Origin of the sequence: Flavobacterium channae (genome assembly GCF_021172165.1) — a bacterium.
GTDB lineage: Bacteria > Bacteroidota > Bacteroidia > Flavobacteriales > Flavobacteriaceae > Flavobacterium > Flavobacterium channae.
The window spans coordinates 2,276,810-2,298,554 of record NZ_CP089096.1; the positions used below are offsets into that span (position 1 = coordinate 2,276,810).

At 31.7% G+C, this 21,745-nt stretch carries 21 protein-coding genes; 5 read left to right on the top strand and 16 right to left on the bottom strand.

The window, feature by feature from the left end; all coding sequences use genetic code 11:
- Positions 1-9: 9 nt before the first annotated feature.
- From murD to mraZ, 7 genes are read right to left on the bottom strand one after another with little or no spacing between them, the layout of a single operon-like run.
- Positions 10-1,344, bottom strand: coding sequence for a UDP-N-acetylmuramoyl-L-alanine--D-glutamate ligase (gene murD, locus LOS89_RS10575; protein WP_231835216.1), 1,335 nt, complete (start codon positions 1,342-1,344; stop codon positions 10-12).
- A 1-nt stretch (position 1,345) separates the two neighbouring features.
- Positions 1,346-2,566 carry a phospho-N-acetylmuramoyl-pentapeptide-transferase gene (mraY, locus tag LOS89_RS10580; protein ID WP_231835217.1) on the bottom strand — a complete coding sequence of 407 codons (1,221 nt, stop codon included), beginning with the start codon at positions 2,564-2,566 and terminating at the stop codon, positions 1,346-1,348.
- Positions 2,567-2,602: 36 nt separating this feature from the next.
- A complete protein-coding gene (locus LOS89_RS10585) occupies positions 2,603-4,066 on the bottom strand; it encodes a UDP-N-acetylmuramoyl-L-alanyl-D-glutamate--2,6-diaminopimelate ligase (RefSeq protein WP_231835218.1) in 1,464 nt (487 codons plus the stop codon).
- Positions 4,063-6,048 carry a PASTA domain-containing penicillin-binding protein gene (locus tag LOS89_RS10590; RefSeq protein WP_231835219.1) on the bottom strand — a complete coding sequence of 662 codons (1,986 nt, stop codon included), beginning with the start codon at positions 6,046-6,048 and terminating at the stop codon, positions 4,063-4,065. The genes LOS89_RS10585 and LOS89_RS10590 overlap by 4 nt, the downstream gene beginning before the upstream one ends.
- Entirely contained in the window at positions 6,039-6,395 is a 357-nt protein-coding gene (locus LOS89_RS10595; protein WP_231835220.1) for an FtsL-like putative cell division protein, read from the bottom strand. Before LOS89_RS10595 ends, LOS89_RS10590 begins: the two co-directional genes overlap by 10 nt.
- A 4-nt stretch (positions 6,396-6,399) precedes the next feature.
- On the bottom strand, positions 6,400-7,308 hold the full coding sequence (gene rsmH / locus LOS89_RS10600) for a 16S rRNA (cytosine(1402)-N(4))-methyltransferase RsmH (RefSeq protein WP_231835221.1): 909 nt from the start codon (positions 7,306-7,308) through the stop codon (positions 6,400-6,402).
- A complete protein-coding gene (gene mraZ, locus LOS89_RS10605; protein ID WP_231835222.1) occupies positions 7,283-7,753 on the bottom strand; it encodes a division/cell wall cluster transcriptional repressor MraZ in 471 nt (156 codons plus the stop codon). The genes rsmH and mraZ overlap by 26 nt, the downstream gene beginning before the upstream one ends.
- A 336-nt stretch (positions 7,754-8,089) precedes the next feature.
- On the opposite strand from mraZ, the gene LOS89_RS10610 reads away from it, so the two are divergent.
- Positions 8,090-8,845: an alpha/beta fold hydrolase gene (locus tag LOS89_RS10610; protein WP_374107723.1), complete on the top strand. Its 756-nt coding sequence runs from the start codon at positions 8,090-8,092 to the stop codon at positions 8,843-8,845.
- Positions 8,846-8,880: 35 nt separating this feature from the next.
- On the top strand, positions 8,881-9,504 hold the full coding sequence (yihA, locus tag LOS89_RS10615; RefSeq protein WP_231835224.1) for a ribosome biogenesis GTP-binding protein YihA/YsxC: 624 nt from the start codon (positions 8,881-8,883) through the stop codon (positions 9,502-9,504).
- Positions 9,505-9,547: 43 nt separating this feature from the next.
- Here the strand turns inward: yihA and gldC are convergent, their stop codons facing one another.
- Both gldC and gldB read right to left on the bottom strand, forming a co-directional pair.
- Entirely contained in the window at positions 9,548-9,874 is a 327-nt protein-coding gene (gene gldC / locus LOS89_RS10620) for a gliding motility protein GldC (protein WP_231835225.1), read from the bottom strand.
- Positions 9,875-9,882: 8 nt separating this feature from the next.
- Positions 9,883-10,845 (bottom strand): gliding motility lipoprotein GldB, encoded by a 963-nt coding sequence (gldB, locus tag LOS89_RS10625; protein WP_231835226.1) that lies wholly within the window; start codon positions 10,843-10,845, stop codon positions 9,883-9,885.
- An 81-nt stretch (positions 10,846-10,926) separates the two neighbouring features.
- Between gldB and nadE the strand changes: the two genes are divergently transcribed.
- Both nadE and LOS89_RS10635 read left to right on the top strand, forming a co-directional pair.
- A complete protein-coding gene (gene nadE, locus LOS89_RS10630; RefSeq protein ID WP_231835227.1) occupies positions 10,927-11,733 on the top strand; it encodes an NAD(+) synthase in 807 nt (268 codons plus the stop codon).
- A 79-nt stretch (positions 11,734-11,812) separates the two neighbouring features.
- On the top strand, positions 11,813-12,445 hold the full coding sequence (locus tag LOS89_RS10635) for a response regulator transcription factor (protein WP_231835228.1): 633 nt from the start codon (positions 11,813-11,815) through the stop codon (positions 12,443-12,445).
- Here the strand turns inward: LOS89_RS10635 and dnaG are convergent.
- From dnaG to rlmN, 7 genes are all read right to left on the bottom strand, one after another.
- On the bottom strand, positions 12,442-14,418 hold the full coding sequence (dnaG, locus tag LOS89_RS10640) for a DNA primase (protein ID WP_231835229.1): 1,977 nt from the start codon (positions 14,416-14,418) through the stop codon (positions 12,442-12,444). The two genes, LOS89_RS10635 and dnaG, sit on opposite strands and share 4 nt — an antisense overlap.
- Positions 14,419-14,547: 129 nt before the next feature.
- Positions 14,548-16,152, bottom strand: coding sequence for a hypothetical protein (locus LOS89_RS10645; RefSeq protein ID WP_231835230.1), 1,605 nt, complete (start codon positions 16,150-16,152; stop codon positions 14,548-14,550).
- 34 nt (positions 16,153-16,186) lie between these two features.
- Positions 16,187-16,870, bottom strand: coding sequence for a hypothetical protein (locus tag LOS89_RS10650; RefSeq protein ID WP_231835231.1), 684 nt, complete (start codon positions 16,868-16,870; stop codon positions 16,187-16,189).
- Positions 16,871-16,940: 70 nt separating this feature from the next.
- Positions 16,941-17,519: an RNA polymerase sigma factor gene (locus LOS89_RS10655; protein WP_231835232.1), complete on the bottom strand. Its 579-nt coding sequence runs from the start codon at positions 17,517-17,519 to the stop codon at positions 16,941-16,943.
- Positions 17,520-17,610: 91 nt separating this feature from the next.
- Positions 17,611-18,591, bottom strand: coding sequence for a polyprenyl synthetase family protein (locus LOS89_RS10660; protein ID WP_231835233.1), 981 nt, complete (start codon positions 18,589-18,591; stop codon positions 17,611-17,613).
- A 121-nt stretch (positions 18,592-18,712) separates the two neighbouring features.
- Positions 18,713-19,870: a carboxypeptidase-like regulatory domain-containing protein gene (locus LOS89_RS10665; RefSeq protein ID WP_231835234.1), complete on the bottom strand. Its 1,158-nt coding sequence runs from the start codon at positions 19,868-19,870 to the stop codon at positions 18,713-18,715.
- A 107-nt stretch (positions 19,871-19,977) separates the two neighbouring features.
- Complete coding sequence (gene rlmN, locus LOS89_RS10670) at positions 19,978-21,018, bottom strand: dual-specificity RNA methyltransferase RlmN (RefSeq protein WP_231835235.1); 1,041 nt, start codon at positions 21,016-21,018, stop codon at positions 19,978-19,980.
- A gap of 71 nt (positions 21,019-21,089) precedes the next feature.
- Here rlmN and LOS89_RS10675 point away from each other — a divergent pair, with 71 nt between their 5' ends.
- Complete coding sequence (locus LOS89_RS10675; RefSeq protein ID WP_231835236.1) at positions 21,090-21,731, top strand: O-methyltransferase; 642 nt, start codon at positions 21,090-21,092, stop codon at positions 21,729-21,731.
- Positions 21,732-21,745 lie beyond the last annotated feature (14 nt).

Genomic DNA, 21,745 nt, shown 5'->3' on the forward strand with positions numbered 1-21,745 from the left:
TCTTGTTTCTTATAAATTAAAAATTGCTTGTTTGAATTGTCTTCCTCTGTCTTCGTAGTTTTCAAACAAATCAAAACTTGCACAAGCTGGCGATAACAATACGCTATCTCCTTTTTCTGACAATCTTTGCGCCAATTGAACCGCTTCAGACATAGAAGAAGTTTCAACCATTACATCAACAACATTATTAAATGCGTTTATAATTTTAGAATTATCAACACCTAAACAAACAATAGCTTTTACTTTTTCGCGAACCAATGGCATTAATTCGTCATAATCATTTCCTTTATCAACACCACCTACAATCCAAACTGTTGGAGTAGTCATACTATCCAAAGCATAAAAAACAGAATTTACATTAGTAGCTTTAGAATCGTTGATGTATTGCACACCTTGGATTTTTAAAACTTTTTCTAATCGATGTTCTACACCTTGAAAATTAGTCAAACTCTCTCTGATAGTTTGCTTTCTAATATTTAACAATTGCGCTACAGCTGTTGCTGCCATTGCGTTTTTAATATTGTGTTTTCCTTCTAGTGCTAGTTCGTTGATTGGCATAGTAAATAAATCGTTTTTAATTGTGCTATTAATGTTGTTGTCTTCTATAAATCCTCCGCCATTTTCTGGTTTATTCGATAATGAAAAAGGAACTTTGTTTGCTTTAATCTTGTTGTTGCTTAACCAATTTTTGATTGCTTCATCTTCTTCATCGTAAATAAAAAAATCAGCTTCTGTTTGGTTCTTTGTAATCCTAAACTTTGAATTGATATACAAACTAAAATCGTAATTATATCTGTCCAAATGATCAGGACTTATATTTGTTAGTATTGCTATGTGTGGTTTATAATTTACAATTCCGTCCAATTGAAAACTGCTCAATTCTAAAACATAAATATCGTGCTTGTTTTCTGCGACTTGCCATGCAAAGCTTTTTCCAATATTCCCTGCCAATCCTACATTTAATCCACCTTGTTTTAACAAATGATACGTTAAAAGCGTTGTTGTTGTTTTTCCGTTACTTCCCGTTATCCCAACTGTGGTTGCATCTGTAAATTGAATAGCAAACTCTATTTCAGAAATTACCGAAATTCCTTTTTCAATTAGCTTTTTTACAATCGGAGCTTTTTCAGGAATTCCCGGACTTTTCATTACTACATCGGCATTCAGAATTAATTCTTCTGTGTGCTTTTCATCTTCCCAAGGAATTTTATTAATTGTAAGAACTTCTTTGTAATTTTCTTTTATTTTTCCAAAGTCCGACACAAAAACATCGTACCCTTTTTTCTTTCCTAATATGGCGGTTCCTACTCCACTTTCGCCTCCGCCTAAAACTACCAATCGCATCTTATCTTAATTTTAAAGAAACGAGTGAAAAAATTGCCAATAGAATTCCAACAATCCAAAAACGTGTTACGATTCTACTCTCATGATATCCTTTTTTCTGATAGTGGTGGTGCAATGGAGACATTAAGAAAATTCGTCTTCCTTCGCCATATTTCTTTTTGGTGTATTTGAAATAACTCACTTGTATCATTACCGATAAATTTTCAGCTAAGAAAATTCCACATAATACTGGAATCATTAATTCTTTACGGATTGCAATTGCAATAACTGCGATAATTCCTCCAATAGTTAAACTTCCAGTATCGCCCATAAAAACAGATGCTGGATAAGCGTTGTACCAAAGGAATCCAACCAAAGCTCCAACGAAAGCTGCTATGTAAATAGTCATTTCACCTGAATTTGGGATATACATAATATTCAAGTAATCTGAAAAAATAATGTTACCCGAAACAAAAGTGAAAATACCGAGCGTTAATACAGAAATTGCAGATGTTCCTGCTGCTAAACCATCTATTCCATCGGTTAAATTTGCACCATTTGAAACCGCAGTGATGATTAAAATTACCATTGGAATAAAAATCAACCAAGCATAATCTTTATAATTATCGCCCATAAAAGACAACACTTCTGCATAATCAAACTCGTTGTTTTTCATGAAAGGAATTGTAGTTGCTGTAGACTTTTCCTCTAAATCAGATGGTTTTATATTGTTTTCAATTTTTACTCGAGATGACATTGTATCCTTTCGAACTGTTACATCAGGACTTATATACAAAACAGTTCCAACAATTAATCCAAGTCCAACTTGACCAATAACTTTAAAAATTCCTTTTAAACCTTGTTTGTCTTTTTTGAAGATTTTGATATAATCGTCGATAAAACCAATTGTTCCCATCCAAAGCGTGGTTACAATCAATAAAATAATGTAAATATTATTCAGCTTTGTCAATAATAAAACCGGAATTAAAGTTGCCAAAATAATGATGATTCCACCCATAGTTGGCGTACCAGCTTTAGCAGTTTGCCCTTCCAAACCAAGTTCGCGAACAGTTTCTCCAACTTGTTGGTTTCTTAAATAGTTGATGATTATTTTACCGTAAATTGTTGCAATTAACAACGACAAAATAAAAGCTAATGCCGAGCGAAAAGTAATGTATTGAAACACTCCTGCTCCCGGAACATCAAATGCTTTGTCTAAGTATTGAAAGATGTAGTATAACATATTGTTTGCTTAGTTTTAAAGGTTAATTGTTGGCTTTTATTTATTTAATTGTTGTAATAATTCGGTTACTATTTTAAAATCATCAAAATCAGTTCGTACACCGTTAATCTCTTGATATGTCTCGTGACCTTTTCCGGCAATAAGAATAATATCATTTGGATTTGCTAATTGACACGCCGTTTTGATAGCTTGCTTTCTATCTAAAATCGAAACTGTTTTCTTGAAATTTTGAGGTTCAACTCCTTTTTCCATTTCTTCAATAATCGTCTCTGGATTTTCGCTTCTTGGATTATCAGAAGTAAAAATGGCTTTATCACTTAATGATGATGCAATATTCGCCATTATTGGTCGTTTTGCTTTATCTCTATCACCACCACAACCTACAACTGTAATTAATTGTTCGTTTTTTGTACGAATATCTTCGATAGTTTTCAACACATTTTCCAATGCATCTGGCGTGTGAGCATAATCTACAATTGCTGTAATATTTGTCTCTGAAACAATAAATTGAAATCTTCCTGAAACACTTTCTAATTCGGAAAGTAAACGTAACGCTTCTACTTTTTCGATTCCAAGTTCAACAGCAACTCCAAAAATTGCCAATAAATTATAAGCATTAAAAGAACCAATTAACTTTACCCAAACTTCGTTATCGTTGATTTTTAACAACAATCCTGATAATTGGTTTTCTAAAATTTGCGCTTTATAATCAGCATATGATTTTAAAGCATAAGTCAATTTTTTAGCTTTCGTATTTTGAAGCATTACCAAGCCGTTTTTATCATCGATATTGGTAATTGCAAAAGCATCTTTTGGTAAATGATCAAAAAATGATTTTTTAACATCGCGATATTCTGCAAACGTATTGTGATAGTCTAAATGATCATGAGATAAATTGGTAAAAACGCCACCTGCAAACTTTAACGCTTCCGTTCTTTTCTGATGAATACCGTGAGAGCTTACTTCCATGAAACAAAACTCGCAACCCGTTTCAACCATTAAATCTAAATAACGATTGATTGTTAATGAATCTGGAGTTGTATGCGTTGCTTTAAATTCTTGTTCATCAACCATTATTTTAACTGTTGACAACAAACCAACTTTATATCCTGCTCTTTTGAATAATTGATACAACAAAGAAGCAATAGTTGTTTTTCCGTTTGTTCCTGTAATTCCAACTAATCGAATATTTTCGGAAGGATTATTATAATAATTAGCCGATAAGAAAGCCAAAGCTTCGTTAGAATCTTTTACTTTTATATACGTAACACCATTTACAATTACATCTGGAAACTCTTCGCAAATAACAGCAACAGCTCCAAGGCTTAGAGCTTTTTCTATATATGCATGTCCGTCAGAAATTGTTCCTCTGATAGCCACAAAAACATCATTCAATTCAACTTTTCTTGAATCAAATTCAATTTTAGAAATCGTCACATCAGTAGTTCCATGAACTGCTTCAATTCCTACTTTATATAATATGTCTTTTAATTGCTTCACGATAATTCGATAATAATTGTTTGATTTTTATTGAATGCCTGACCTGATGTTAACGATTGACTTTTTACTCTTCCAGCACCACCTTTAACTTTCACTTTCAAACCCAAATTTTCAAGTAAAGCCACAGCATCCATTCCTTCCATACCTTTTACATTAGGCACAATTCGAGTTTCTTTTTCTACTTCTTTATAATATTTTAAATACTCACTTTCCTGAGAAGCAACTTTAGCATCTATGTTTTTTACATGATTCGTTGATGGTGAATCAGTAAATATTTTTTGTGCGATTCTTTTGAAAACTGGTCCAGCAACATCGGCACCATAATATCCCGCAGCCACATTTGGTTTATGCACTACAACAATACAAGAATATTTAGGTTGGTCTGCTGGAAAATATCCTACAAACGATGAAGCATAATACAGTTTCGATTTATCTTTATAATTAACCTGAGCTGTTCCTGTTTTGCCAGCCATTGAAAAATCTTTAGAATACAATTTTGAACCTGTTCCTTTTTTCACCACATTCTCTAAAACTTTTCTCACTTTATCTAAAGTCTCTTGAGAACAGATTTTTGGATTGATTACTTCTGTATTGTATTTTTTGATGGTTTTACTCCATTCTTTAATTTCGCTTACAAATATTGGCTTAATCATTACTCCATCATTTGCAACGGCATTGTACAATGTTAAAGTTTGCAAAGGCGTTACAGACAAACCATAACCAAAAGCCATCCAAGGCAATGAAACTCCAGACCAACGATTTGTTCCAGGCTGAGGAATAACTGGAATTCCTTCACCTTTAATAGGCAAACCAAGTGGTTTATTCAATCCGTAACTATTAATTCTATCTACAAATTGTCTTGGATTATCTTTATAACTGTTGTAGACAGATTGTACTACAACTGTATTTGAAGAAACTTCGAAACCTCTTGCCAAAGAAATTTTACCATAACCTCCTTTATGAGAATCGCGTACTCGTCGTCCATAATATTCAATTTCACCTCCTTTTGAATCATAAATTGTACTCGTATCGGCTTTTTTATCGTCGATTACCGCAATTAAATCCATTAATTTAAAAGTTGAACCAGGCTCATGAGATTCTGTAATTGCATAGTTTTGCGTTTCATAGTACGAACCGTCTTCTGCTCTTCCTAAATTTGAAATAGCTTTTACATGTCCGGTTTTTGTTTCCATTACAATTACACAACCATGGTCGGCACTGTAATGTTCTAACTGTTTCAACAAAGCATGATGTGCAATATCTTGAATGTAAACATCAATAGTTGAAATGATATCGTAACCATCTTGTGGTTCTTTCTCATTTATATCGCTAATAGGTTTCCATTGATTTTTTGCAATTTTTTGCATCATACGATGACCATTCTTTCCATTCAAATAATCGCGAAAAGCATATTCTAATCCTTTTCCATCTTCGTTTGAACGTTCATAACCAATAGTTCTTTTTGCAACCAAACCAATAGGATGTTCTCTAACAATTTTTTGTTCAATGATTAAACCACCACGGTTTGCTCCTTTATTAAACAACGGAAACGACTTCAGACGCATTTGCTCTGTATAACTTAACTTCTTTGCAATAAAAACGTAACGACTTTTATTAGCACGCGCTTTTTGTAATTTAGCTTGATAATGTCCTGATGATTTTCCGAACATTACTGAAAGTGAATCAGAAAGCGCTTCTATATTTTCTTTGAAATGTTCAGATGAAGGTGCAACCGCATCAAAATAGATTGTATATTCTGGAATTGAAGTTGCCAATAAACTACCATCAGCTGAATATACATTTCCTTTATTAGCTGGAATTGTAAAATTCTTTACTGTTCTTTCCTTTGCTAACTGTCTATAATAAGGACCTTCAACCCACTGAATATTGTTCAGTTTTATCAAAATAAATACAGCCATCATGAAAAACACAACAGCTACAAAATACATGCGATACGATATTTTTTTATCTTCTATTGCCATATTTTTAATTTATCCCAAAAACTCTTTTTACTTTCTTTATCTTCAACTATTATTTTAACCGGAGGAACTTCAGATGGCAAAATTTGACGTGTTTCCATCTTTTTTGCCACAGTAGATTCCATTCTTAATTTCATTAATTCAGAACGTCTATCAACAAATTCAGAGCGTAATTCTTTAACTTGATTGTTTAATTCGGTAATTCGGTAATTTTTCGCATCGTACTGATGGTTATTTGCAATTGCAAACATTCCTAAAATCACTAAAAAAACTATGAATTTCCAGTTCTTAAGAGCGTCATCACTTATAAGAAACTTTGCTTTTAATAAACTGTAAATTCCGTCTTTCATTTTTTTATAATTTTTCTGCTATTCTTAGTTTAGCACTTCTAGCTCGATTGTTAATTGCTATTTCTTCTTCTGTAGGAACAATTAGTTTTCCTATACTTTTGAATGGGACTTCAAAATTTCCAAAAAAATCTCGTTCTGGTTCCCCTTCAAACATTCCGTTTCTAATAAAACGCTTTACCAATCTATCTTCTAATGAATGGTACGATATTACACTTAATCGTCCTCCTGGTTTTAAAATTTCTAAAGATTGCTCCAAAAACTCTTTTAAAACATCCATTTCCTGATTTACTTCAATTCGAATGGCTTGATATATTTGAGCTAAAATTTTATTGCTTTTATGTCCCGGCAAAAACTTCGCTAGCACTTTTTTTAACTCTTCAGAATTTCTAATTTCTTTATCTTTTCGAGCCGTAACAATCACATTCGCCATTGCTCTTGCATTCTTCAACTCACCATAATCAAACAACACACGTGCAATATCTTGTTCATCATAATCATTCACCACGTGATAAGCACTTATCTCACCTTTTTGATTCATTCTCATATCCAATTCTGCATCAAATCGAGTTGAAAAACCTCGTTCTGCGACGTCAAACTGATGAGAAGAAACACCTAAATCAGCCAAAATTCCATCAACTTGTTTGATTCCGTGAAAACGCATAAATCGCTTTATGAATCGGAAATTCTCATTAATCAAAGTAAATCGTTCATCATCGATTGCATTTTTAAGCGCATCTAAATCTTGATCAAAAGCAAATAACTTACCATTAGAACCTAAACGACTCATAATTTCTCTCGAGTGACCGCCACCACCGAAAGTAACATCCACATACACTCCATCAGGACGAATATTCAATCCATCAACCGTTTCTTTTAACAATACTGGATTATGATATTCCATCTTCGTCGTCATTTAAATTACCCATCACTTCTTCTGCCAAGTCTGCGAAATCGTCTGTAGCGTTTTCAATCGCACTTTCGTACTTATCTTTATCCCAAATTTCAACAATATTAATTGCCGAATTCAAAACAATATCTTTATCTATTTGTGCAAAAACCACTAAATCTTTTGGAATTAAAAGCCTACCAGTTGCATCAATCTCTACCATTTTAACTCCAGCCGTAAATCTTCTGATAAAATCATCATTCTTTTTCACAAAACGATTTAGCTTATTGATTTTCAACATCATTTTATTCCACTCACTCATTGGAAACAATTCCAAACAAGGTTGAAAAACCGAACGTTTTAAAACAAAACCATCCTCTAAAGAACCCAATTGTTTCTTTAGCGAAGCAGGTATCATTAGCCTCCCTTTGGCATCTACCTTACATTCGTATGTTCCGATTAATGTTTTCAATTTTTTCTTTTGAGATATAATATGGACAAATTTAGAAATTTTTTACCACTTTTTACCACAAACTACCACTTTGTTAATAAGTTTTTGAATTGAAAACCACCGTTTACCACTTTTAACAAAAGAATATTTGTAAAATCAAGATTTAAGCAGAAAATCGACAGTAAAATTTCATTCTATAATTTTTCTTTTTCACACATAAAATGGCTTAAAATTGTTGATAACTAAGATTTTAGAAGTGTTAAAAGCTTTAAAAAAACTCCCGTATTTTTTTCTTTTGATTCTTTAATAAAATAGTATATTTGTCAAACATGAGAACTAACACAGGAAGTGGAATTTATGTTAAAGAAAGAAAAGAAATATACCTATTTTGAAGCTGGAGAAGGAACTCCGATAATCATACTACACGGATTAATGGGAGGCTTAAGTAACTTTGACGGCGTGGCAAATTATTTTCCACCAAAAGGGTACAAAGTTATAATACCAGAACTACCTATTTACACTCAAAATATTTTAAAAACCAACGTTAAAGCTTTTTCAAAATTTGTGAAAGACTTTGTGGTTTTTAAGGGTTTTGACAAAGTAATTTTACTAGGAAACTCACTTGGAGGACACATCGGATTGTATTTTACTAAAATGTATCCAGAATTAGTAAAAGGTTTAGTTATTACTGGAAGTTCAGGATTATATGAAAGCGGAATGGGCGAAAGTTATCCAAAACGTGGTGATTACGAATACATTAAAAAGAAAGCTGAAGATGTATTTTATGATCCTGCAATTGCCACTAAGGAAATTGTGGACGAGGTTTTTGCTACAGTTAACGACAGAATCAAATTGATTAAAACCTTAACCATCGCTAAAAGTGCTATTCGTCATAACATGGCAAAAGATTTACCAAAAATGACTACGCCAACATGTATTATTTGGGGAAGAAATGACAAGGTTACACCACCAAATGTAGCTGAAGAATTTGACAAGCTTTTACCAAATTCAGAATTATTTTGGATAGACAAATGCGGTCATGCAGCCATGATGGAACACCCAGAACAATTCAACGAAATTCTTTATAGTTGGTTACAAAAAAACAATATATAACAGTTCCCCTTTTGGGGAATTTTATTTTATAGCTTATGAAAATTAATACCGCCGAATTTATAATTAGTAATTCTGAAGTTGATAAATGTCCGAAAGAACGTTTACCAGAATACGCTTTTATTGGTCGCTCTAACGTAGGAAAATCATCATTGATTAACATGCTGACCAACCACAAGAATTTGGCAAAAACCTCATCAAAACCAGGAAAAACACAATTAATAAATCATTTTAAAATCAACAACAATTGGTTTTTAGTAGATTTACCAGGATATGGTTATGCTCGTGTTTCAAAAAAAACAAAAGCTGTTTTCCAGCAATTTATTACCGATTATTTTGAAAGAAGAGAACAATTAGTTTGCGCTTTTGTTTTGATTGACATTCGATTAGAAGCACAAAAAATCGACTTAGAATTCATGGAATATTTAGGCGAAAGCGAAATTCCGTTTAGTATAATTTTTACCAAAGCTGATAAAATTGGAAAAACGAAAGTTGACTCACATGTTGCTGCTTACAAAAAACAAATGTTAGCTAATAATTGGGCAGAAATGCCACCATACTTCATTACCTCATCATTAGACGCCATAGGAAGAGAGGGTATTTTAGAATACATCAATCAAATCAATGAAGATGTATTCAATAGTAGTAATGATTTTATTTAAACTCAAAATATAAAAAAAGCCGCTAATTAATTAGCGGCTTTTTTTATGCTTTTAAATCCATTTTTTCTGCGAAGTAATCACAAAAATCACGCATTGTATCAGACATTTTTTCATCTGCAGTAGCACGTTGAAATGTATCAGCCATTGCAACTAATGTTTGGTGAAAGAATTGTTTCATTTCATCAACTGGCATATCTTTTGTCCATAAATCAATACGAAGCGTTTCTTTAGCTTTGCTATCCCAAACAGACAACAACATTGCTTTTGCTTCTTCTTGTTCTACACCGCCATCTTGAGCCGTCCATAATAATTTTTCAGGAACATTATTCTCATCTAATCCAACGGTAATTTTTATATCTGATTTTTTCATTCTTTATCTTAAGGCTTTTTTGGTTTATATTTTGAATTATCGAAAATGGTTTTAGTATCCATTGCCATTAATTCTTGCAAAGTTACTTCTTCATGGTTTTCCATATAACTTCTTACAATTTGCCAACCTAACCATTGCCCAACTCTTCCTGGAGTTTGATTGTCTATTTCTAAATAAAATTTAGAAAAAGGCGCTGGCTTTATAAATCGTAATTCATTTTTAGGATTAGAATCAAACAACAATTTGTTTTCAACTAAATTACTCCACATATAATATTCGTTTTCTTGACAAAACTTAATTTGTGTATCGGTATACCCTATTTTATCAGCATCAGAATAAAACGGAATCAATTTATCTTTTATGTACAATTCTTTACCATAATAAATCATAGCAGACAACAAAGTTCTATCTGAAGGTGGTGCAATTTTTCCATAACAGAAAGTTGAAACCAAATCGGGTAAAATTTGATTCTTTTCTAATGTTTGCTTTTTATATTCTGGAAAATCAACATAAAAACGATGTTCTTTTCCTAAATAGCAATCCAAAGAAACCAAAGCTAAAGTATCTACATAAAATGCTTTTGCTTCTGTATCAACTTCGTTAATTACTGTAATAACTCTTGGTGTTTTGTATTTTGGAAAATAATACTGAACATACGCAAACATCTTTTCCATATCCGATTCAATTGAACCTAAATTTGGATACTTAACTTGTACTTCTTTGTATAATTCTTTTAAAAGCGGATTCTTTAATTTATTCACCCAAATAGAATCTGGATTTCCATCTGGAAAAAAGAATGGATATTGCGCTTTAATTTTTTGTAAATCCTCTGGTTTTGATTGATAAAAAATTTGGTCGAAACGTTCAACTTTAAATTGGATTGGAATATTAGCAACAGCTTCTTCTACCTTACTATCTTCCTTACAAGAAAATAAAGTAATCGCAACAAGGGCAAATAATAATTGCTTCATTTGATGTATTTTTTATATTTTTATCAAAACTATTTTGGTTTGCAAATATACAGTTATCGACTAATAAATTTTCATAAAAAAATGACAAATTCCGACACTTTCCAAGCAGAAAAAATCAATCAACATATTGTAAAATGGTTACTCGACTATGCTACTAACGCAAAAGTTAATGGTTTTGTTGTAGGGATTTCTGGAGGAATTGATAGCGCCTTAACTTCTACATTATGTGCACAAACAGGATTACCAACACTTTGTGTAGAAATGCCAATACATCAAGCAGAAAGTCATGTTAATAGAGCTAATGAACATATTGCACAATTAAAGAATCGATTTCCTAATGTATTTAGCGAAAGAGTAGATTTAACGCCGGTTTTTGAAACATTCAAATTACAAGTTCCATCTTCTGAAAATGAAGCAAAATTAAATCTTTCTTTAGCCAATACTAGAGCACGTTTGAGAATGACAAGTTTATATTATTTAGGCGGAATTCACGGATTATTAGTTGCCGGAACTGGAAACAAAGTCGAAGATTTTGGCGTTGGATTCTTTACTAAATATGGTGATGGTGGCGTTGATATTAGTCCGATTGCAGATTTAGTGAAAAGCGAAGTACGTTTGCTAGCAAAACATTTACAAGTTCCGGAAAGTATATTAGTTGCAAAACCAACTGATGGCTTATTTGGTGACGACAGAAGTGACGAAGACCAAATAGGTGCAAACTATGACGAATTAGAATGGGCAATGAACCAAAAAGAGAACGGAAAAACCATTGAAGATTTTTCTGGAAGAGAAGCAGAAGTCTTTAAAATTTACTCAAGATTGAACAGTATAAACCAACATAAAATCAATCCAATTCCGGTCTGCAAAATTCCTAAAGATTTTAAATAATTATATTAAATTAACAAGTAATTACATTTTTTTTATTAACTTTGGTAATAAATTATGAATAATGTAATTTCTTTTAGTTATGATTAAAATATGTATCGCAGATAGCTTACCCGTTGTATCCCAAGGATTGCAATCGTATTTTCAAGGTAACAGTAGAATGGAAGTTGTAGCAGTTGCTAAAAACTTAGAATCATTGTTGAATATTTTAAACAATAAACGTTGCGATGTTCTTCTTCTTGACGTAGAATTAGATGGCTTGTCGAGTATACGCGATATTAAAAGCTTACTAAAAGATTTTCCTGATTCGAAAATTATGCTTTTCACAAACGTTTCTGAACAAATGTATGCACCAACCGCAATAAAAGCAGGAGTTTCGGCTTACATTCCAAAAAGAAGCGAACTTAAAGAAGTTGAATCTGCAATTTCTAAAGTAGTTACTGAAGGTAAAGTTGTCTTTAGCGACGATGTTAAGAAAAGTATTGAAATCCTAAGCAAAGGAAAAAAATCAGAACGCTTATTTAAAAAATTATCTACACGTGAAATTGAAGTATTACGCTATTTGAATGACGGAAAGAAAAACAAAGAAGTTGCTCAAATTTTAGGTTTGGATGAAAAAACAATCAGTACTTATAAATTACGATTATTAGCCAAACTAAACGTTACCAATCTTGTAGATTTACTTAAAAAAGCAAAAGATTTAGACATAATTTAATTGTATCTGGATAAAACTCTACCTAAACTCTTCGAAAAAATATGCGTTAGGCCTAAATAAGCCATAACCATTTCTAGCGTTTCTGAATTATCAGCTTGCTCTTCGTTTGAAATATTTGATTTCAAATCATCAATGATGTTGTTGACCAAATACCAACGCAAGGTAATTATGGTCTCGGTTACATATTGACTTATTGTTTCTTCTTTTTGCTTCACATAAATTTGTTGTACTTCCCAATTATGCAACACTTCACGCTCTTCATTCATAAGAATAGTCGTTACTTCTTGCGCTAATTCTTCTGGAAGTTGCATCAAATATTTATCCAATTCAAAAGATTCATTTTCGTTAAAATAAGCAATCAAATGATTATAAATAGCTTTAAAAATTGGATTTGCTAATTCGACTTCATCTTCTTGTAAACTCAAATAAATACGTTGAAAAACTTTATAATTATTTTGCTCTTTAACCTCAACCATTCCCCCTTCTTCATTTTGAGCTAAAATTGTATCTTCAAAACTTACTTCTTTATCACCATACAACAATAAAATTTGAATTATTTTATGTTCTAATTCGTATTGAATATCAATTTTGGAAGTAGGTTGAGAAATTTCATTCTTAACTACTTCAAAGGCTTTTTGCTCTTCTTTATATTGTTTATTAGCTTCTGATAAATCTTTCTTAACTAATTGCGCTAAAGTATTAAAAAGTACATCTTCGGAAATATCCATAATGCGTGAACATTCTTTGATGTAAACTTCTCGTTTAATGCGATCTGGAATTTTAGAAATACTAACTACCATATCACGAATTAAGTCAGCTTTCTTAATAGGATCGTTTTTTGCTTCTTGCATCAACAATGAAGCCTTAAACTGAATGAAGTCTTTTGCATTTTCTTCGAAATATAATTGCAAATCTTCATACGAAGTTTTTCGAGCAAAACTATCTGGATCATCGCCATCAGGAAACGTACATACTTTTACATTCATTCCAGCTTCCAAAATCAAATCGATTCCACGAATAGAAGCACGAAGTCCAGCAGCATCGCCATCAAAAAGTACTGTAATATTTGGCGTTAAGCGATTAATCAAACGAATTTGATCTGGAGTTAAAGCAGTTCCTGAAGACGCTACTACATTTTCAATCCCGGCCTGATGCATTTGAATAACATCTGTATAACCTTCAACCAAATAACAATTATTCAATTTAGCAATAGATTGCTTGGCATGAAAAATTCCGTAAAGCACTTTACTCTTGTGGTAAATTTCGCTTTCCGGAGAATTTAAATATTTAGCTGCCTTTTTATCATTAGTAAGAATACGTCCTCCAAATCCTAAAACACGACCACTCATGCTTTGAATTGGAAACATTACACGACCTTTAAATCGATCGAATTGTTTGTCGTCTTTAACAATAGAAAGTCCGGTTTTTTCTAAGAATTCCAACTTATATCCTTTCCCAAGCGCTTCTTTTGTAAAAGCATCCCAAGTTTCTGGAGAATATCCTAAACCAAACTTCTTAATTGTATCGGTTGTAAAACCACGTTCTTTAAAATAAGACAAACCAATGGCTTTTCCTTCTTCGGTTTCTAATAAAGTATATTGAAAATATTTCTGCGCAAACTCGGAAACCAAATACATACTTTCCTTTTCATTGGCTTGCGCTACATCTTCATCCGTTTGAACAGTTTCTTCAATTTCAATATTGTACTTTACAGCCAAATATTTAATTGCTTCGGGATAAGTAAAATGCTCGTGCTCCATTAAAAAAGTCACAGCATTCCCTCCTTTCCCAGATGAAAAGTCTTTCCAAATTTGCTTAACTGGCGACACCATAAACGAAGGCGACTTTTCGTTTACAAACGGAGACAAACCTTTTAAATTACTTCCTGCACGTTTAAGCTGAACAAAATCACCAATAACCTCCTCAACTCGGGCGGTTTCAAATACTTTTTCTATGGTGTCTTTAGAAATCAATTGATTTGTATTTTGGAAAGATTCAAAGATACAAAGTTGCTCTGTTATTCAATAAAAAAATAAAAACAAAAAAGCACCCCATAAAATGAAGTGCTTTTTTAAAACAGAGAACTTAACTTAACCCCAAATTTAATTAAAATCAAAGCGTATACCTAAGGAAACGTTGTTTTGATCTATATTATTGTTTTTAAACATCGGATTTAAGTCATATTTAACATATAAACTAGTTTGCCCATATCCTAAATAAGCGCTCAACCCGTATGTAAAGTCAGAAACATTAAAATCGCCTTTTTGTCTTTCTTTTACTTTTACATCGTCAACTTCGTATTTTAAAATTTGTTTTGACTTAATACGAACTCCACCATAACCTCCAATTCCTAAACGAATTGATTCATGCGTTCTGAAATATGTTTTTGTTCCATCTTTAGATAGTTTTTTTGGCGTAAAATCGAATTCTAAATGTAATGGCGCAACTAAATACACATTACGAAAACGTGATTCATCTAATTTAACTGTTGATTCTACTAAATCTGTTTGATTTCCGTTTTTAACGAAGTAACGATTGTCTGTTGGGCGCAAATTGTTATACATTAACGACAATCCGTATTTAGCATGTAACAAGTTATTGTTTTTGAAAATTCTTGAATTATACGTAATTCCCCACTCATAAAAATGAGAACCCCAAACTCTATAATCTGAATCTTCTAAACTTTCACCTTCAGTTACTACATTATTTAATCCAAAAGCAAAAACAAATTGCGAAGTAGTTCTTTTTGATTTACGCTCTTTTTTATCTTCATTTCCATTGTAAATCTTCATTGAACCTAAATCAATTTCAGTAGTATCATCACCTATTTCTCCATCAGACCCACCTATTACAATTCTAGTTCCACCTTTTTTCTTTGGACTTCCACTTACTATTTTTCCATCAACTTTATCTTTTACTAACTGTGCCAATCGTGCTTCTTCAATTGCAACTTTAGTTTCAATGTTTTGAGCGTGTTTTTCAGCTACTTCCAATTTTAAGTCTTGTGCTTTTTCTCCTGAAATTTCACCATTTTTCACTTGTAAATCGATAGCTTCAACTTCTTTCTTTAAAGCATTTTTTTCTTCAGAGGTTATCTTTTCAATACTTTTAGCAATAGCTTTAGCCTTATCTTCAAAAGATATATTTTTCAAATCTCTTCCTTTTATAGTTCCAGTTTCGGAAACAGCATCATCAACAATTTCAATTTGAATATCTTTAAACCAAATTTGACCTGTTCCGTCTAGCAAAACTCCATAAGAAAAATCTGTTGCATCTTGAGGCACAAATAAAACAACTTCATATTTAGTCCAATCATTTGTTCCTACAATAGCTCTAGGATGCATATTATCAAAAGCAAGAACTTTATCATTATAATAATCAATTCGCATCCAAAGACCTGCCCAAGATTTTACATTTTCACTTTTAACATAACCTATCATTTTGATAGTTTTTCCTAAATATAAATCTGGCTTACCTGATTGCATTAAAGTTCCAAATCCATCTATTTTTTTATCAATAGATTTGATAGTAAACACTTCTTGCTCATTACTAGACTTGTTTTTTACAGAACCCATTTCGTAACTTTCCGACTTGGTTCCGCGTGCCATCCACTCGGTTGATTTTTCAATAGTTTCTGCTTCCTGAGCGACAACTTTTGTTAGTAAACTAAACACAATAACGATTGTGTACAAAATAATTTTTTGCATGACTGTTTGATTTTCGATTAATGATGATTTTTATTTATTCGTAATTTCTATTTGCAAGAGCAGATTTAGCATCTTGAAATTTTCGGTTCAATTTATCTAAAGTAGTTTCTTTGTGCGTTTCGTCTAATTCTTTCTCAACATTTGTTAGCAAAGAATTTGCATCAATTTTCATTTTAGATTTTACAGTTGTTTTTTTATCAGAAGTAATTACCTTTTCTCCAGTTTCTGCTTCAACCAGGAGATTTTCTGGCGTTACATATTTATATGTATCAGTTGATGGATAATGGTTAATAGCTAATGGGTTTTCTTGAACACCATTCTCTTGTTTAATGATTTTATTAACTTTTTCTGACTTTTTATTTCTTACCGTTTTTACATGATTCGTTTCATTCTGAACTAAAACAGGTTGTTCTTTTTCAAATGAAATTACATCTGATTTAATTGTTTCAGCAGAATCAACTTCCTCATTAACTGTTGTTACAATTGTATTTGTATTATTAGTATTTGGTGTTTCGCTTGAATTGAAAAGGAAAAATCCCAATCCGAAAAAAAGTAAAGTTGAGGCAGCTATAAACAACCAACCATAACCCTTTTTTGGCTTTTTATCTTCAGAAACCGTCAACATAGCATCTAAACGGTCCCAAGCCTGAGCAGAAGGCTGAATTTCTCTAGCATTCAGCTTTTCTCTTATTTGATTATCTAATTTATTTGGTTTCATAAATTTCGTTATATTTTTTATAGTAATTTATGCAATCGCCTTAAATTTATAAGTGTTTGTTTTCAACAAACTATCTTATAGTGGCGATGTCATTTAGTCTATTTTTTAATTCTGTGATTTGTTGTTGCAATAACTTCCGAGCGTGTGATAATTGCGATTTTGATGTTCCTTCACTTATTTTAAGCATTTCGGCTATTTCCTGATGTTTGTATCCTTCTATCGCATATAAATTAAACACCATTTTGTAACCATCGGGTAAATTATCAATCATGTTTTGAATATCATCTACCGAAAAATCTTCCATTTCATAAACCGATTCACTTTCGCTTATAGTAACATCTTCAATATCATGATGATTGAAATTATTCTTTTTCACCCGAAGAAAATCAATACATTCAAATATCATTATTCTTCTAATCCAACCTTCAAAACTTCCTTTGTACTCAAAATTTTTCAGATTAGTAAACACTTTCATAAATCCAGTAATCATTACATCTTCTGCATGGTGTATATCCTTGATATACTGACGACAAACACTCAACATTTTAGAAGAAAACTTGGCATATATCTGCTGTTGTGCTTGTCGATTATTTTCGACAGCCAACATTATAAGTTGTTTTTCCTCTTGATGTAATTGAATTACTTTCATTTAAAATTTAGAATTCAGTACTTAAAATTTTGCTTCTAATTATATAGACGAGAATGATTTTAAAATGGTTGTATGAAAAGTTGAAAAAAAATTATTTTTTTCTTTCAATAACGTAATTTACCATTAAAATAAGGGAATCTTTATAGGGAGATGTTGGGAAATCTTGTAGTAATAAAAGTGCTTCTTGCTGAAATTGTACCATTTTAGCTTCAGCGTAAGTTAATCCGTTTTTATCTTTTACAAACTGGATTACTTCTTTTACACGCTTTTTGTCTTTGTTATAGTTTTTTACCGAGTTAATAACCCAGCTTTTTTCTTTTGGAGTACAATTGTTCAACGCATAAATTAAAGGCAATGTCATTTTTTGCTCTTTAATATCAATACCTGTTGGTTTTCCAATTGCATCATCAGTATAATCAAACAAATCGTCTTTAATTTGGAAAGCCATTCCTATAAGCTCTCCAAATTTTCGCATCTTTTCAACCAAAACAACATCCTCAGGAACAACTGAACAAGCGCCAAGCGAACAACAAGCCGCAATTAAAGTAGCAGTTTTTTGACGAATTATTTCATAATAAATATCTTCTGTTATATCTAATCTTCGGGCTTTTTCAATTTGAAGCAATTCACCTTCACTCATTTCACGAACAGCAACCGAAATAATTTTCAATAAATCAAAATCATTATTATCGATAGAAAGCAACAATCCTTTTGATAGTAGATAATCGCCAACTAAAACGGCAATCTTATTTTTCCATAACGCATTTAAAGAGAAGAAACCACGACGTTTGTTACTATCATCTACAACATCATCATGAACCAAAGTTGCTGTATGAATTAATTCAATAACCGAAGCACCTCTAAAAGTTCTTTCATTAATTGTTCCTCCGGAAACCATTTTAGCAGTTAAGAAAACAAACATTGGTCGCATTTGCTTTCCTTTTCTGTTTACAATATAATGAGTGATTCTGTTTAATAAAGCTACTTTTGAAGACATAGAATCGCGAAACTTCTCTTCAAAGAGTTCCATTTCATTTGCGATGGGTAACTTTATTTGTTCGGTTATTTTCATTTAGGATTCAAAAGTACGAAAACAATTGATAAAGCCAAAGATTTAGATTTTGAAAATAATAAATCAAAAAAAAGAGACTTCAAAACCAATTGAAATCTCTTTTAAATTATTCATTACATCTTTATTTCATAAAAGTATCAACGAATTGTTGCTCACTATCTCTTAATGGAAAAATATTGTTTTTATCCCAAAACTTCTCGGTGTAATTTGTGCCAGCTTCGAATATAGTTTTACCCCCAAAACCACTTTCTGGCAACTCAACGTCATTTTTACAATCTAGAACTAACAAATCGAAAGTTGTACTAATGTTATCATGAACCTTTTTACCCATTTGCATATACAAACTAAAACTATTTTTATAATAAACCAATTCATACTGGTCTTTTACAAATTTGAATTTACACCAAACTGCCTGATCATTCAGTTTAAACTTGGCAATTAATATATTTCTAAGTTTTGAATTTTTCTTATGAGATTCAGCCAATTCCACTTTAAACTCAACTATTTTATTTGATTTATTATCTACAATTACGTAGCCTTCATACAACAACTCATCACTATTTGGATCAGGAATTATTTTTATGAATTCATATTCAAAACCTGAAGCATCTCTTCTTAAATACCTATCAAAAGTGTATTCTTTACTCTTAATAATATTCTCAATTCCATCAAAATTATAGGCATATCTAACATAATCTCTAACATTATATAAAGAATTCAAATCATTCAAAACCGAACTTGTAGAATCTTGTAAATTTGATTTGATTGCTCTACTCTGATTGATTTGCAAAATCGATTTTCCATTTCCTTTTTTAATGTAATAATCCATTTTAGCATCTGAATACTTAGTATATTGATTGTTAATCTTAACTATTTCTCTACCATAAGTTGTCAGTTTAGAGTTTTTTACTGCTCTTACTTTAGCATCTTTAAGTAGTGACTTCAAAAAATCTTTTCCTGAAACATTAGAAATTATCAACTCATCTAAAATATAAACTTTAGGTGTTAAGTAAACTTCAACTCGATTTTCTGCAAAAACTACATTTTTGGTTTCATAATTCAAATGGCTGATTTCAACTTCTTTAATATTAATTAAAGAAAACTCTCCATTTTCATTAGACATCGTTCCCGCTAAAGTTCCAGAATTATTTTTAAAAACAATATTCACAAATGGAATTCCTTCTTTCGTTTCAGAATCTTTTATAATTCCTTTTACAAAATTTTCTTGTGCGAAACCTAATGTAAAACTCAGTAGAAAAAACAATATACTTTTACCCATAAATTGAAGTTTTAATTATCTATTAAAATGTTGTACGAATATAACAATTCTTACAAAAGAAATTACTTTCCTTGTAAGAATAAATAATAAATGTTTTGGGATAAAAATTAAGATTTATTCGCCAACTGTCCGCAAGCCGCATCAATGTCTTTTCCTCGACTTCTTCTAACTTTAGCAACAATATTGTTTTTTTCTAAAGCAGCGATATAAGCATTTGTAGCTTCTTCAGATGCTTGCTGAAAGACGCCATCATCAATAGGATTGTATTCGATTAAGTTTACCTTACATGGCACATATTTACAAAACTTCACCAAAGCGTCAATCGATTTTTTGTCGTCGTTAATTCCTTTCCAAACAACATATTCGTAAGTAACTTTGCTTTTAGTTTTTCTGTACCAATACTCTAAACTTTCACGCAAATCAGTTAAAGGAAAGTTTTTGGTAAATGGCATAATTTCGTTTCTAATTTCTTCCACAGCCGAGTGCAATGAAACTGCTAATTTGAATTTCACTTCATCATCAGCCATTTTTTTAATCATCTTTGGAATTCCTGATGTAGAAACTGTAATACGTTTTGGCGACATTCCTAAACCTTCATTTGAAGTAATCATATCAATAGCTTTCATTACGTTTGGATAATTCATCAAAGGTTCACCCATTCCCATAAAAACAATATTCGATAATGGTCGATCGTAATACAATCTACTTTCATTATCAATAGCCGCAACCTGATCGTAAATTTCTCCTGGTTCTAAATTTCGCATACGCTTTAATCGAGCGGTTGCACAAAAATTACAATCCAAACTACAACCAACCTGAGAAGAAACACAAGCTGTAGTTCTTGTTTCTGTAGGAATCAAAACCGATTCTACAACCAAATCATCATGCAAACGAACGGCATTTTTTACTGTACCATCTTCACTACGTTGCAATGTATCTACCTTTATATGATTTATTACAAAGTTTGCTTCTAGCATAGCACGTGTTTCTTTAGAAACATTAGTCATATCTTCAAAAGTATGAGCGCGTTTGCTCCATAACCATTCGTAAACTTGGTTTCCACGAAATGCTTTGTCACCATTGGCAACAAAAAAATTACGCAATTGTTCTTTTGATAATGCTCGTATGTCTTTTTTCTCAGTTTGCATGGTGCAAAGTTAGGTTAAAATGTTAAATCGTTTAATTGTTAATTTGTATTTTTGTCAAAATTTGATTTATCATGCACTTTATCTCTGACGATTTAGAAGATTACGTAGCGAATCATTCACAAGCTGAGCCTGAATTATTAGCAAAATTAAACAAAGAAACCTACCAAAAAATCATGCAACCTAGAATGTTGAGCGGACATTTTCAGGGAAGAGTTTTGAGTATGCTTTCTAAAATAATTCGTCCGAAACATATTTTAGAAATAGGAACTTATACTGGTTATGCAGCTTTGTGCTTAGCAGAAGGTTTAGCAGAAAACGGAACTTTAGACACCATTGATATTGAGGAAGAATTGGTTGATTTTCAAAAAAAATATTTTGACGCTTCACCATGGAAAGATCAAATTTTTCAACACTTAGGTGATGCAGTTGATATTATCCCAACACTAAACAAAAAGTTTGATTTGGTTTTTATTGATGCCGATAAAGAAAATTATGTGAATTACTTTCACCTAATTATTCCAATGATGAATAAAGGCGGAATTATCTTATCCGACAATGTATTGTGGAGCGGAAAAGTGTTGGAAGAAGTAAAACCAAATGACAAAAGTACTCCTGTTTTATTAGAATACAATCAATTGTTAAATACAGACCCAAGAGTGGAAACGGTTTTATTGCCTATTCGTGATGGTTTAACGGTTAGTCGTGTTTTATAGTTTTTAGTCGCAGT